The sequence below is a fragment of the Micromonospora sp. RB23 genome (assembly GCF_053585025.1).
The window spans coordinates 597,092-610,045 of sequence record NZ_CM132111.1 but is presented as its reverse complement, the minus strand read 5'-3'; the positions used below and the strand labels follow the sequence as shown (position 1 = coordinate 610,045).

Annotated in this window: 11 protein-coding genes; 4 read left to right on the top strand and 7 right to left on the bottom strand. The window is 71.7% G+C overall.

Features of this window, described 5'->3' with window-relative positions:
- Positions 1 to 94: 94 nt before the first annotated feature.
- The 6 genes from mqnC to paaA all read right to left on the bottom strand — a co-directional run bounded on the left by mqnC (position 95) and on the right by paaA (position 5,153).
- Complete coding sequence (gene mqnC, locus ACTFTM_RS02800; RefSeq protein ID WP_449564308.1) at positions 95 to 1,285, bottom strand: cyclic dehypoxanthinyl futalosine synthase; 1,191 nt, start codon at positions 1,283 to 1,285, stop codon at positions 95 to 97.
- A gap of 93 nt (positions 1,286 to 1,378) precedes the next feature.
- Positions 1,379 to 2,488, bottom strand: coding sequence for a 1,2-phenylacetyl-CoA epoxidase subunit PaaE (gene paaE, locus ACTFTM_RS02795; RefSeq protein ID WP_449564307.1), 1,110 nt, complete (start codon positions 2,486 to 2,488; stop codon positions 1,379 to 1,381).
- Positions 2,485 to 2,991 carry a 1,2-phenylacetyl-CoA epoxidase subunit PaaD gene (gene paaD / locus ACTFTM_RS02790; protein ID WP_449564306.1) on the bottom strand — a complete coding sequence of 169 codons (507 nt, stop codon included), beginning with the start codon at positions 2,989 to 2,991 and terminating at the stop codon, positions 2,485 to 2,487. Before paaD ends, paaE begins: the two co-directional genes overlap by 4 nt.
- Complete coding sequence (gene paaC, locus ACTFTM_RS02785) at positions 2,988 to 3,713, bottom strand: 1,2-phenylacetyl-CoA epoxidase subunit PaaC (protein WP_449564305.1); 726 nt, start codon at positions 3,711 to 3,713, stop codon at positions 2,988 to 2,990. Before paaC ends, paaD begins: the two co-directional genes overlap by 4 nt.
- Positions 3,714 to 3,789: 76 nt before the next feature.
- Positions 3,790 to 4,077 (bottom strand): 1,2-phenylacetyl-CoA epoxidase subunit PaaB, encoded by a 288-nt coding sequence (gene paaB, locus ACTFTM_RS02780; protein WP_266248073.1) that lies wholly within the window; start codon positions 4,075 to 4,077, stop codon positions 3,790 to 3,792.
- The gene (gene paaA, locus ACTFTM_RS02775; RefSeq protein ID WP_449564304.1) at positions 4,074 to 5,153 is read right to left on the bottom strand and encodes a 1,2-phenylacetyl-CoA epoxidase subunit PaaA; all 1,080 of its coding nucleotides are present in this window, start codon (positions 5,151 to 5,153) and stop codon (positions 4,074 to 4,076) included. The genes paaB and paaA overlap by 4 nt, the downstream gene beginning before the upstream one ends.
- A gap of 371 nt (positions 5,154 to 5,524) precedes the next feature.
- Here paaA and ACTFTM_RS02770 point away from each other — a divergent pair, with 371 nt between their 5' ends.
- Complete coding sequence (locus ACTFTM_RS02770) at positions 5,525 to 6,520, top strand: hypothetical protein (RefSeq protein ID WP_449564303.1); 996 nt, start codon at positions 5,525 to 5,527, stop codon at positions 6,518 to 6,520.
- Positions 6,520 to 7,476 (top strand): hypothetical protein, encoded by a 957-nt coding sequence (locus ACTFTM_RS02765; protein WP_449564302.1) that lies wholly within the window; start codon positions 6,520 to 6,522, stop codon positions 7,474 to 7,476. Before ACTFTM_RS02770 ends, ACTFTM_RS02765 begins: the two co-directional genes overlap by 1 nt.
- Positions 7,477 to 7,753: 277 nt before the next feature.
- Here the strand turns inward: ACTFTM_RS02765 and ACTFTM_RS02760 are convergent, their stop codons facing one another.
- Positions 7,754 to 8,605 carry a menaquinone biosynthetic enzyme MqnA/MqnD family protein gene (locus ACTFTM_RS02760; RefSeq protein ID WP_449564301.1) on the bottom strand — a complete coding sequence of 284 codons (852 nt, stop codon included), beginning with the start codon at positions 8,603 to 8,605 and terminating at the stop codon, positions 7,754 to 7,756.
- Between the two features lie 185 nt (positions 8,606 to 8,790).
- On the opposite strand from ACTFTM_RS02760, the gene ACTFTM_RS02755 reads away from it, so the two are divergent.
- The gene (locus ACTFTM_RS02755; protein WP_449564300.1) at positions 8,791 to 10,041 is read left to right on the top strand and encodes a DUF222 domain-containing protein; all 1,251 of its coding nucleotides are present in this window, start codon (positions 8,791 to 8,793) and stop codon (positions 10,039 to 10,041) included.
- Positions 10,042 to 10,570: 529 nt separating this feature from the next.
- The gene (locus ACTFTM_RS02750; protein WP_449566520.1) at positions 10,571 to 12,910 is read left to right on the top strand and encodes a HelD family protein; all 2,340 of its coding nucleotides are present in this window, start codon (positions 10,571 to 10,573) and stop codon (positions 12,908 to 12,910) included.
- Positions 12,911 to 12,954 lie beyond the last annotated feature (44 nt).

Sequence of the window (12,954 nt, the reverse complement as noted above, 5' to 3'; positions counted from 1 at the left end):
GCGCCGTCGAGCCCACCGGGAGGACCCGTACCGCCGAGCGGGCGCAGCGGAAGCAGGATCCCCGCTCAGCCGAACGGCCGGACCGCGACCGACCTCAGTTGACCTCCACCAGCGGCAGCGACCGGCCCGCGCCGCCGCCGGGCAGCGCGATCGAGGAGAAGTGCGAGACCACCCGCTCGTCGGTCGGGTCGTCGGCCGGCGTGTGGTGCACCGCGAGCCGGTTGTAGAGGGTGTCGCGCTGGGCGGGGATCCGGTCGGCGGAGCGGATCATGCCGATCAGCTCGTGCAGGTTGGAACGGTGCCGGGCGCCGGCGGAGGAGATGACGTTCTCCTCCAGCATGATCGAGCCGAGGTCGTCCACCCCCATGTGCAGGGCGAGCTGCCCGACGTCCTTGCCGGTGGTCAGCCAGGACGCCTGCAGGTGCGGCACGGTCTCGAAGAACAGCCGGGCCACCGCGACCAGCCGCAGGTATTCCAAGGTGGTCGCCTGCGTACGGCCCTTGAGGTGGTTGTTCTCCGGCTGGTACGTCCACGGGATGAACGACCGGAACCCGCCCGTACGGTCCTGCACGTCGCGGATCATCCGCAGGTGCTCGATCCGCTCGGCGTGCGTCTCGCCGGTGCCCATCATCATGGTCGCGGTCGACTCGACACCCTGCCGGTGTGCCAGCTCCATGACCTCCAGCCAGCGTTCACCCGACTCCTTGAGGGGGGCGATGGCCTTGCGCGGGCGCTCGGGCAGCATCTCCGCACCGGCGCCGGCGATCGAATCGAGGCCGGCGGCCTTGATGCGGGCGATGGCCTCGTCCAGGCTGACGCCGGAGACCTTGGCCATGTGCAGGATCTCGCTCGGCCCGATCGAGTGGATGGCCAGTTGCGGATACGCCTGCTTGACCGAGGAGAACAGATCCTCGTAGTACTCGACGCCGTAGTCCGGGTGGTGCCCGCCCTGGAGCATCACCTGGGTCGCGCCCAGCTCGACCGCCTCGCCGCAGCGACGCAGGATCTCCTCCGTCGGGTGCGTCCAACCCTCGGCGTGCTTGGGCGCGCGGTAGAACGCGCAGAACTTGCACGCCGTCACACAGACGTTCGTGTAGTTGATGTTGCGATCGATCAGGTACGTGACGACGTTGTCCGGATAGCGCCGCCGGCGCACCGCGTCCGCCGCCTCGCCCAGCGCGTGGAAGGGCGCCTCGGTGTAGAGCAGCAGGGCCTCCTCGGGCGTGATCCGCCCGCCGTCCGCGCCACGCTGCAGGATGTCGTCGATCTCCCGGCTCACCGTCACAACCCCGAGCCTACGTCGGCCGCTCGACGTCCGACGCGCCCCCGGGTCGCCGGTGACGAGCGCCCCAGTACGACGCGCCGCCCGTTCCGGCCGTCAGGCGTCGTAGTCGACCGTGAGCCTGTCCGTGGTCGGGCTGGACTGGCAGGTCAGGACGTAGCCGGCGGCCACCTCGTCCGGCTCCAGGGCGTAGTTGCGGGCCATCGTGACCGCCCCGTCGACGACCTTCGCCTTGCACGTCGAGCAGACGCCGCCCTTGCAGGCGTACGGCAGTTCGCCGCGCACCTTCAGCGCCGCGTCCAGCACCCGCTCCTCGCGGCCCATCGTGAAGCTGGACGAGCGGCCGTCGAGGACGATGGTGACGTCCGTTCCGACGCCCGGCTGCTCGATCGGGCGGGCCACCGGCTCGGGCGGCGCGTCCACGTGGAACAGCTCGGTGTGCACGGCCGACTCCGACAGACCGCGGGCGGCCAGCACCCCCCGGGCGTCGACCACCATGCCGTACGGACCGCAGAGGAACCACTCCTCGATCAGCTCGCCCGGGACGATGGTGCCGAGCAGGCGTTCCAGCCGTTCGGCGTCGATCCGTCCGGACAGCAACGGCGACTCGCCCTGCTCGCGGGACAGCACGTGCACCAGGTGCAGCCGGGACGGGAAGCGGTCCTTCAGGTCGGCCAACTCCTCGGCGAACATCACGGTGTTCGCCGTGCGGTTGCCGTACACCAGGGTGAAGGTGCTGGCCGGCTCGACGGCCAGGGCCGTCGCGACGAGCGCGAGCACCGGGGTGATGCCGGAGCCGGCGACGACCGCGCCGTAGTGGCGGACCCGCTCCGGCGCGAACGCCGTGGTGAAGGTGCCCAGCGGGGGCAGCACCTCGACCGTGTCGCCGCCGCGCAGCGCGCCGCACGCGAAGGCCGAGAAGGCGCCGCCGGGAACCTCCCGCACCCCGATCCGCAGCCGGCCGCGCCGGGCCAGGTCGTCGGGGGTGGAGCAGATGGAGTACGAGCGGCGCACGTCCTCGCCGTCGTCGGTCACGCGCCGCACCGTCAGGTGCTGGCCCGCGCGGAACGCGAAGGTCTCCCGCAACTCCTCGGGTACGGCGAAGGTGACCGCCACCGAGTCGTCGGTGAGCCGGTCGACGGCCGCGACCGGCAGCGGGTGGAAGGCCGGCCGGCGACGGACCGGCCGGGTGATGGTGACTGTCACAGCGCCTTCAGGTGGTCGAAGGGTTCGGAGCAGGAGCGGCAGCGCCACAACGCCTTGCACGCGGTCGAGCCGAACCGGCTGACCTGTTCGGTCTCCGGCGAGCCGCAGCGTGGGCAGCGGACGGCGAGGGTCAGGGCCACCACGCCCGGGGAGGACGCCGGGGCGGGCGGGGCGATCCCCGCGGAGACGAGCTTGGCCCGCCCGGCGTCGGAGATCCAGTCGGTGCTCCACGGTGGGCTGTAGATCGTCCGCACGTCGACGTCGGGGTGACCGGCGGCCGCCAGGGCACGGCGCACGTCGGCCCGGATCACGTCCATGGCGGGACACCCGGTGTACGTCGGGGTGATGGTGACGACGATCCGACCGGTGACCGGATCCTCCTCGACCGCGCGCAGAATCCCCAGCTCGTCGATCGTGATCACCCGGATCTCCGGGTCCACCACGCTCGCCGCCGCCGCCCAGACGTCGGTCCCGGTCCGCTGTGCGATGCCGCCCGCGCTCACCACTGCGCCCCCGGATGGGTGCGGTGCAGCACCTGCATCTCGGCCAGCAGGTAGGACAGGTGCTCGGTGTGCACGCCGGCCCGCCCGCCAGTCGGCGCCCAGCCGCGCTCGGGGCGGGTGAGCGTCGCCTCGGCCAGCACCGGACCGACGACCTCGTCGAACGCCGGCCGCAGACCCTCCGGGTCGACCGGCGCCGCCGGGTCCGCCCCGAAAAGCTCATGGGTGTACGGCCAGACGTGGTCCACGGCCTCCTGCATCCGGCGGTGCGACTCCTCGGTGCCGTCACCGAGCCGCTTCACCCACAGCGCGCCGTGGTCCAGGTGGTACGCGGACTCCTTGCGCGCCTTCGCGCCGATCGCGGCCAACCGCTCGTCCGCGCAACCGGCGAGCGCGGTGTAAAGCGGCACCTGGTACGCCGCCAGGAAGAACAGCTTCGCCATGGTCACCGCGAAGTCGCCGTTGGGCAGCTCGACCAGGAGCACGTTGCGGAACTCGCGGTCGTCGCGCAGGTACGCGAGAGCGTCCTCGTCCCGACCAGCCGCCTCCAGCTCACCCGCGTAGGACAGCAGCAGACGGGCAGCGCCGAGCTGGTCGAGGGCGATGTTGGCGAGCGCGATGTCCTCTTCCATCTCGGGCGCGCGGGTGGCCCACTCGGCCAGCCGCTGCGCGGCGACCAGGGCGTCGTCACCGAGGCCGAGAGTGAACGAGAAGGGCCCGTTCACGCCACCACCTCGCTCCGCTCGGCGGAGGCGCGAAGCGCCCCGTTGCTGGGCTGGCTGGTTCGCTCGCTGCGCTCGCTCACAGGTGTGCCACCCCGTCCGGCACCTCGTAGAACGTGGGGTGGCGGTAGACCTTGTCGGCGGCCGGGTCGAAGAAGGCGTCCTTCTCGTCCGGGCTGGACGCGGTGATCGCGCCCGCCGGCACCACCCAGATCGACACACCCTCCTGGCGGCGGGTGTAGAGGTCACGGGCGTTGCGCAGGGCCAGCTCGGCGTCCGGGGCGTGCAGGCTGCCGACGTGGGTGTGCGACAGGCCCCGCCGCGCCCGGACGAAGACCTCCCACAGGGGCGAGTGTTCGTTGCTCACGCGGCCACCTTCTCCCTCGTCCCGGCCCGCTTCGCGGCGTACGCCGCGGCGGCCTCGCGTACCCATGCGCCGTCGGCGTGGGCGGCCCGGCGGTGCGCCATCCGCTCGCGGTTGCACGGCCCGTCACCGGAGATCACCCGCATCAGCTCGTCGTAGTCCGGCTGGCTGTAGTCGTACGCCTGCCGCTCCTCGTTCCAGCGCAGGTCGTCGTCGGGAATGCGGAGCCCGAGGACCTCGGCCTGCCCGACGCACATGTCGACGAAACGTTGGCGCAGGTCGTCGTTCGAGAAGCGCTTGATCTTCCAGGCCATCGACTTGGCGGAGTGGGTCGAGTCGCCGTCCGGCGGCCCGAACATGGCCAGCGAGGGATACCACCAGCGGTCGACCGCGTCCTGGGCCATCGCCTTCTGGGCAGGGGTGCCGTGGGCGAGGGTGTGCAGGATCTCGTACCCCTGGCGCTGGTGGAACGACTCTTCCTTGCAGACCCGGATCATCGCCCGGGCGTACGGCCCGTAGGAGCACCGGCACAGCGGCACCTGGTTGACGATTGCCGCGCCGTCCACCAGCCAGCCGATCGCGCCCACGTCGGCCCAGGTCAGCGTGGGGTAGTTGAAGATCGAGCTGTACTTCTGCCTGCCGTCGAGCAGCAACTGGACCAGCTCGTCGCGGCTGACGCCGAGGGTCTCGGCGGCGGCGTAGAGGTAGAGGCCGTGGCCCGCCTCGTCCTGCACCTTGGCCAGGAGGATCGCCTTGCGCTTGAGCGAGGGCGCCCGACTGATCCAGTTGCCCTCGGGCTGCATGCCGATGATCTCGGAGTGGGCGTGCTGGGCGATCTGCCGGATCAGCGTCCGGCGGTACGCGTCGGGCATCCAGTCGCGCGGCTCGATCTTCTGCTCGGCGTCGACCACCTCGGCGAAGTAGGCCGCCAGATCCTCGTCCGGCGCCGGACCACCGCGACGTTCACGAGCGGCGGCGGCGCGCAGCTCCGCCTCGGCCGCCTCGACCTCGCCGAGCAGGCCCGCGCCGGGCGCGTCGTCCGGTGCGTCGCCGGGAGCGGAGAAGTCGTTGCCATACATGAGGACAAGTGTTACAGCTTGCGCCCCAATGCACTAGGGGGTGTAACAGGAAACCCGAGTGACGTTGTGTCACCGATGGGAAGATCACCACCACCCAAAGTGAGATCGACGTTTATGACGTGGCTCACGAGAAGAGGGTTGAACTTCGCATAAGCCGCATAACGATGGGATTTTCTCCCGATTTCGCACGTTGCCTGGTGTCGGCCTCTGGCGATCCGCCCGTCCGGACGTAGACTTCTGCCGGTCACACGATCGGCTGCCCCCACGCCGGCTCCATCCAGGCCACCTCCCCCGGCCACGGCGCACGCACCGGTCGCCCCGGACAACGAAGCCGGTCCCCCCGGCCCTGACATCTGGAGCTCACCCAACTCATGCGATCTCGCGTGACCATGGTGCTCGCCGTCGTGGCGGTGATCCTCGGTGGCGTCCTGCTGGTCCCCACCGCGTACGCCCGACTGTCCAGCGACGCCGGCGAAGGCGGCGGTGGTGGCGGCGCCGCCACCAGCAGCGTCGCCGCGCCCGCGCCGGCCCCGCCACCACCACCCACGCTGGCCGCGGGCCGCGTGTCGGTGGCGTTCAAGGGCGAATTCTTCTCGTGGGCGCTGCTCGACCGGAAGACCGGCAAGATCGCCGGATCGTCGAACATGAGCGCGACCAGCTCCACCGAATCGATGATCAAGGCGTGGATCGTCTCCGACTACCTGCGCCAGCTCAAGGACCGGGAGCCGCCGCCCGCGCTGAAGCAGGCAGCCAGCCTCGCCATCATCGACAGCAACGACGGCGCGGCCAACAAGGTCCACGCCGCGGCGGGCGGGTCGTACAAACCGTCGAAGAGCAGCATCCCCGACCCCGTGATCCAGCGAGCGATCAAGATCTGCGGCCTGACCGACACCAAGCGCGGCAACGTCGAGCCCTACACCGGCTACTGGAGCTACACCCGGATGTCCCCGCGCGACGCTGTCCGGCTCGGCGACTGCATCGCCGACGGTAAGGCCGCCGGCCCGAAATGGACAAAGTGGGTGCTGGACCAGATGAGCAAGGTCCGTGGCACCACCGCGAAGAAGGACCAGCGGGCCACCTCCGGTGGCGGCCGATGGGGGATCATCGACGGCCTACCCAAGTCGATCACCGCACAGGGCCCGGTCAGCATCAAGAACGGTTGGACGCCGATCAACGGCGACGGAAACTGGCACGTCAACTGCCTGGCGGTCAACGGCAAGTGGAGTCTCGCGGTGATGCTGCGCTACCCGATCAGGCAAGGGCTGGACTACGGGGCGCAGGTCTGCGCCAGCGTCGCCACTCAACTGGTCACCCCGCAGCCCGGCGCCGCGCTCAAGGTGCCGCAGCAGCCGGTCGGGAAGCTCTGATGGCCGGGAACCGGCGGGCCGACCGACGCGGTGGAGGCGAGACCTCGCCGCTGCGCCTGATCGCCGTCGCGGTCATCCTCATCGGGCTGGTGCTGGTCTCACTGCGCCTGCTGCCCGGGTCGCCGTTCGAGTCGACCGCGGCCGCCAAGTGGGGTGACTCCGAGGCGACGACCAGCGGCCGGTCCACCGACGAGGCCACCGACCGCAGCGCCCGCCAGCCGGCCCCGCCGAGCCCCAGCCCTTCGCTGAAGCCGCTGCCGTTCCAGGCCAGGAACCTCGACCTCGACATCGAGGGCTGGTACTCCTGGAGCGTCCTCGACCGCCGCACCGGCCAGATCATCGGTTCGAAGAACATGGGCGAGACCAGCACCACCGCCTCGTTGATCAAGTCCTGGATCGTCGCGGACTACCTGCGCCGCGCCGCCGAGGCCGGCCAGACACCGAGCGACGCGAAGCTCGCCGACGCCACCCGCATCATCCGGGACAGCGACAACACGCGGGCCGAGCAGTTCTACAACTCGGTCGGCCGGGACGCCTCGATCCGGCGGTTGCTCTCCATGTGCAAGCTGACCGACAGCAGCGTCGCCCCGGACAAGGGTTGGTCCCGTACCGCGCTCTCCCCCCGCGACACCGCACGACTGGGCAACTGCATCGCCACCGGCACCGCCGCCGGACCAAAGTGGACCAAGTGGCTGCTCAACGAGATGAAGCTGGTCCGGGGCGCCGGGGACTTCGGTATCCGCAAGGCGTTCCCGGCCGCGCAGCAGAAGCAGATCGCCATCAAGAACGGTTGGATCGACCGGACCGCCGAGCAGGAGATGCACATCAACTGCCTGGCCATCGGCGACACCTGGACGATGGGTGTGATGGTCCGCTACCCGATCAACATGGGCTACGAGTACGGCATGAAGAACTGCCAGAAGATCACCGAGGCGCTGCTGCGCCCCGGCACCTGACGCGCTGTCCTACTGCGCCGGAGCGCCACTCTGTCCGATCAGAGCGGCGCTCCGTCCGTTTCACGGCGCGGTGGCGTCCTGTCGGGGACAGCGGCTTCACGGCGCGGCGGCGTCCTGTCGGGGACAGCGGCTTCACGGCGCGGCGGCGTCCTGTCGGGGACAGCGGCTTCACGGCGCGGCGGCGTCCTGTCGGGGACAGCGGCTTCACGGCGCGGCGGCGTCCTGTCGGGGACAGCGGCTTCACGGCGCGGCGGCGTCTGTCGGGCGCGCCGGCTGGTCAGCCGGCGAAGAACTCCGGGCCGCCGTCCGGTAGCGGCGGGACCTCGCCGAGCGCGGCGATCCGCCGGGCGAACTCCCGCAGCCCGGCTACCTGCCGCTCACCCAGCGAGAAGTCCAGGGCCCGGAAGTACGTGGCCAGTGTCGCGGCGTCGAACGCCTCCCAGCGTGCCGCCGCCTCGGCGACCTGGTCCAACTCGGAGAGGCAGAGGTCCCGCGAGCGCAGGAACGCCTCGTGCACCTCCTTGGCGAGGCCCGGGTGCGCGGCTGCGAAGTCGCGGCGGACCGCCCAGACGGCGAAAACCATCGGCAGCCCGCTCCAATCCCGCCACGCCTGCCCGAGGTCGGTCACGGTGAGACCCCGCAACGGCGCCTCGTAGTACGCCCGCAGCGCCACGTCCCCGATCAGGACCCCGGCGTCGGCTTCCAACAGCATCTGGGTCAGATCCGGAGGGCAACGGAAGTACTCGGGCCGGACGCCGTACCGCTCGGTGAGCAGCAACTGCGCCAACATCACCCCGGTCCGCGACGTCGAGCCGAGCGCCACGCGGGCGCCGTCCAGCTCGCCGAGAGGCCGGGTGGAGACCATGTTGACCGAGAGCACCGGCCCGTCGCTGCCGACCGCCAGGTCGGACAGGAGGAGCAGTTCGTCGGTGTGCTTCAGGTACTCCATCAGCGTGATCGGACCGATGTCGAGGTCGCCGGCCACCAGCGCCGCGCTCAGCCGATCCGGGGAGTCCTTGTGCAGGTCCACGTCGAGCAGGCTGCCCGAGCGCATCAGGCCCCAGTAGATCGGCAGGCAGTTCAGGAACTGGATGTGCCCGACCCGCGGGCGTGCGACGCGCTCAACCATGACCCGACCGTATCCCCGGCCTCGGGATCCAGCCCGGCGGGCCGGCCCGGAGTGGCCAACCCCGCACCCGACCCACCCGGCTGCGCGCGCGTCGTCACTTACCGCCGAGCCGCGGTCCCGAAGCGGTGTCGCTGAGCGGGTCCATCCCGCCGGAAAATGTCGTACACCTGTTCTAAAATTGATCCATGTTGAGGGCGCTGGCGCAGGCGGGTGGCGGCGTCGACGACTGCGCCGATGTCGCGCCGTGGGCCCTCTGCGACGACGAACTGCTCGCGGCGTTGGACGCGTCGCATGCCCTGGCGCAACGCCTGGCAACCATCCAGCTCGCTCTCGTGCGCGAGCTCGACGGCCGTGGTCTCGCGGTCGCCCAGGGCGCCTCGTCGACCGCCGTCTGGTTACGGGACCGGCTCCGGCTGTCCGGGCGGTCGGCCCGCCAGTTGGTCCAGCTCGCCGCCACCATCGACGCGGCACCGCCGACGGTCCGTGCTGCCCTGCGCGACGGCAGCCTCACCGTCGAGCAGGGCCGGGTGGTGGCGGAGACGATCGCAACCCTGCCCGCCGAGGCCGGCCCGGAGGTGGCGGAGAAGGCCAGCGAGTTGCTGGTCGCCTGGGCCGACCGCTTCGATCCGACCATCCTGCGTCGCCTCGGTGAGCGTGTCCTCGCGCACGTCGCGCCCGACCTGGCCGACCAGGCCGAGTTGGCCGCCCTCGACCGGGCCGCCGAGCGAGCCGAGGCCCGCCGGCACGTCACCCTCTCCGAGCCGAAGGACGGGCAGGTACGCCTCACCGGCAACCTCGACACCGAGACCGCGAGCCTGCTGCGCGAGGCCATCGATCCGCTCTGCGCCCCAACCGGCGAGCACGACGATCGCAGTCCCGGCCAGCGCAGAGCCGACGCGCTGGGTGAGATCTGCCGGCTGGCACTGCGCACCGGCCACCTGCCCGACAACGGCGGAGACCGCCCTCAACTGGTCGTCACCATGTCACTCGACGCGCTTGTCAACGAGGTCGGCGCGGGCACCCTGGAGACCGGGGCACGTCTCACGCCGGGCGCGGTCCGCCGCCTCGCCTGCGACGCTGCCGTGCTGCCGGCAGTTTTGAACGGCAACAGCCAGATCCTGGACGTCGGGCGTCAACGCCGGCTCTTCACCGGTCCGCTGCGGCGCGCGCTGGTGCTCCGCGACGGCGGCTGCGCCTTTCCCGGCTGCGACCGGCCACCCCGTTGGTGCGACGGCCACCATGTGCGCCACTGGGCCAACGGCGGCACGACGACACTGGGTAACGCGGTCCTGCTCTGCGGGCATCATCACCGAGTCCTGCACCAGGGCGACTGGATCGTCCGCATCGCGCCGGACGGCCAGCCCGAATTCCTCCCGCCCGCCTGGCTGGATGCGGCGCGCACCCCACGGCGCAACCTCTATCACCGGCGCTGCTGAGCACAAGGCCTCATCTCGCCCACGCCACACCTCACGCCGAAGCGACGCAACCCTGCGCCGCAGGGCCGCTCAGCGCCCACAGCAGCTACCGCACCCAAGATCGCTGCTCCGCGCCCCCACGCGCTACCGACGCCGGGGCTCCGCCCGGCGTTCCCCGCATGAGCAGCCAGGTACACGGCGGCACAGCGGCGGGGCAGCCGCATGGCTCAGGTGTCACCGCCAGCCGCGCGGCTGACCCACTCGTGCGCCAGGACGCGCCGACTCGTCCGGGTGATTGCTTCGGTAATTCGGTGGAAACGGCGGGCGGGAAGGCATAGGGTTGCAGCCCGCTTGACGGCCGAGGTGAGCTGCACCGGAACGGACGTCGTCGCGCCGGGAGGTCGGCCATCCGCCCCCGGAAACGCGAGCGAGCAGCAGATGTGAACGATGGGACGTCAGCATGCCCGCACCTGACCTCGACACGGGTCTCGACACGGATCTCGCGGCCGAACGAGCCCACCTGGCCACCTCGCGCACGGCCCTGCGCCGGATGCGGGAGCGGGCCGAAGCGCTCTTCTCCACCGGTGACCAGGTCGCCGGCGACTCCTACGCGGCGGAGACACTCGGCCGCACCCTCGCCCGCCGGGTCGCCGAACTGGCCGACGACCCCACCACCCCGCTGTTCTTCGGCCGCCTCGAATTCGGCGGACAAGCACCAGACGAGGACACCGCGAACGGCCTGACGCTGGCCACCAGCAGCCCGACCAACAGCAACCCGGGCAGCCGCACCGGCAACGTCGGCAGCCCAGGCAGCAGCAGCGCCGGAAGCAGCAGCAGCGCCGGAAGCAGCAGCGGCAGCAGCGCCAGCAGCGCCAGCAGCGCCAGCAGTGCCAGCAGCAGCAACGTCGACAGCGCCGGAAGCGGCAGCAGCGGCAGCGGCAGCAGCGCCAGCGGCAGCAGCGCCAGCGGCAGCAGCAGCGCCGGAAGCAGCAGCGGCAGCAGCGCCAGCAGCAGCGGCAGCGACAGCGCCGGAAGCAGCGGCAGCGACAGCGCCGGAAGCAGCAGCGGCAGCGAGCACGCTGGTCGGCGGTACCACGTGGGGCGTCGGCACGTCACCGACGAGTTTGGTGAGCCGCTGGTGCTGGACTGGCGGGCGCCTGTCTCCCGCTCGTTCTACCGGGCCAGCGCCCGTGACCCGCAGGGTGTCGCGGTGCGGCGGCGGTTCGGGTTCAGCAGCGGAGTGTTGACCAGCTTCGAGGACGAGCGGCTGGACCGGGGCGAGGAGCTGGGTACGGCCAGCCGGATCCTCACGGCCGAGATCGAGCGACCACGCGTGGGCCCGATGCGCGACATCGTCGCCACGATCCAGCCGGAGCAGGACGAGCTGGTCCGGGCCGACCTGGCCGACTCGATCTGTGTGCAGGGGGCGCCGGGCACGGGGAAGACGGCCGTGGGCCTGCACCGGGCCGCGTACCTGCTCTACCTGCACCGGGAGCGGTTGCGGCGGTCGGGCGTGCTGATCGTGGGGCCGAACCGGGCGTTCCTGTCGTACATCGCGGCGGTGCTGCCTGCCCTCGGCGAGGTCGAGGTGGAGCAGGCCACCGTGGAGGAGCTGATCTCGCGGGTACCGGTGCGGGCGGTGGAGACGCCGGCCGCCGCCGCGCTCAAGCACGACGCGCGGATGGCGACCGTGCTGCGCAGGGCGGTGCAGGCCCAGATTGGTACGCCGACCGACTCGATCACCGTCTCGGACGGCTCGTTCCGGTGGCGGATCGGGCTGGAACCGCTGCACCGGATCGTCGAGGAGACCCGACGGGAGGGGCTGCCGTACGGCACCGGCCGGGAGCGGGTCCGGGCGCGGGTGGTGAGCCTGCTGCAACGGCAGGCCGAGGCACGGCGGGCCGAGTCGCCCAGCGACGCGTGGCTGCGCCGGATGGGCCGGTGTCGGCCGGTGGTGGACTTCCTGGACGCGGTCTGGCCGGCCCTCACTCCGGAAGGGCTGGTGCACGGCCTGTTCGCCGATCCGGCCCGTCTCGCCGCCGCCGCGGACGGGCTGCTCAACGACGCCGAACAGGAGCTGCTGGTCTGGGCGAAGCCGGCGCGTACCCCGAAGGCCACCCGCTGGACCGCCGCGGACGCCGTGCTCGTCGACGAGGCGGCCGGGCTGTTGGAGCGGCCCTCCGGGTTCGGGCACGTCGTGGTGGACGAGGCGCAGGACCTGTCCCCGATGCAGTGTCGGGCCATCGCCCGCCGCAGTGAGCACGGCTCGGTCACGCTGCTCGGTGACCTCGCGCAGGGCACCGCGCCGTGGGCGGCGACCGACTGGCGGGAGTCCCTGAGACACCTGGGCAAGCCGGACGCCGCAGTGGTCCCGCTGACGGTCGGCTTCCGGGTGCCCGCCGCGGTGGTCGCCTTCGCCAACCTGCTGTTGCCGGCGCTCGCGGTGGACGTACCCCCGGCGGAGTCGCTACGTCACGACGGCGGCCTGGACGTGCGTACCGTGACCGACCTGACCGCCGCCACGGTGGCCGAGGTGCGCGCGGCGCTCGCACACGACGGATCGGTCGGCGTGATCGCCGCCGACGACGCGGTCGACGGGCTGCGCGCGGCGCTGGCCGCCGCTGGCGTCGCCAGCGCGACCGCCGACGACGTCACGGCCGCCCAGCGGGTCACCGTGGTGCCCGCGACGCTGGTCAAGGGCCTCGAGTACGACCATGTGGTGGTGGTCGAGCCGGCTGCGATCGTCGCGGCCGAGCCGCGCGGGCTGCACCGGTTGTACGTGGTGCTCACCCGCGCGGTGTCCCGGTTGTCGGTGCTGCACAGCGAGCCGTTGCCCGCGCCGCTGCCGACCGCGCCGCAGGCCACACCGCTGGCGCCGGTGCCGCTGTAGGCCGTCTCTCGCAGCAGCCCCGACGTCGGGCGCGTCCTGGTGCA

Excerpts from the sequence above, each read along its gene's own strand:
- ACTFTM_RS02765 (WP_449564302.1), top strand. The coding sequence starts at position 6,520 with ATGGCCGGGAACCGGCGGGCCGACCGACGCGGTGGAGGCGAGACCTCG.
- ACTFTM_RS02755 (WP_449564300.1), top strand. The coding sequence starts at position 8,791 with ATGTTGAGGGCGCTGGCGCAGGCGGGTGGCGGCGTCGACGACTGCGCC.
- paaA (WP_449564304.1), bottom strand. The coding sequence starts at position 5,153 with ATGTATGGCAACGACTTCTCCGCTCCCGGCGACGCACCGGACGACGCG.
- ACTFTM_RS02760 (WP_449564301.1), bottom strand. The coding sequence starts at position 8,605 with ATGGTTGAGCGCGTCGCACGCCCGCGGGTCGGGCACATCCAGTTCCTG.
- ACTFTM_RS02770 (WP_449564303.1), top strand. The coding sequence starts at position 5,525 with ATGCGATCTCGCGTGACCATGGTGCTCGCCGTCGTGGCGGTGATCCTC.
- ACTFTM_RS02750 (WP_449566520.1), top strand. The coding sequence starts at position 10,571 with ATGCGGGAGCGGGCCGAAGCGCTCTTCTCCACCGGTGACCAGGTCGCC.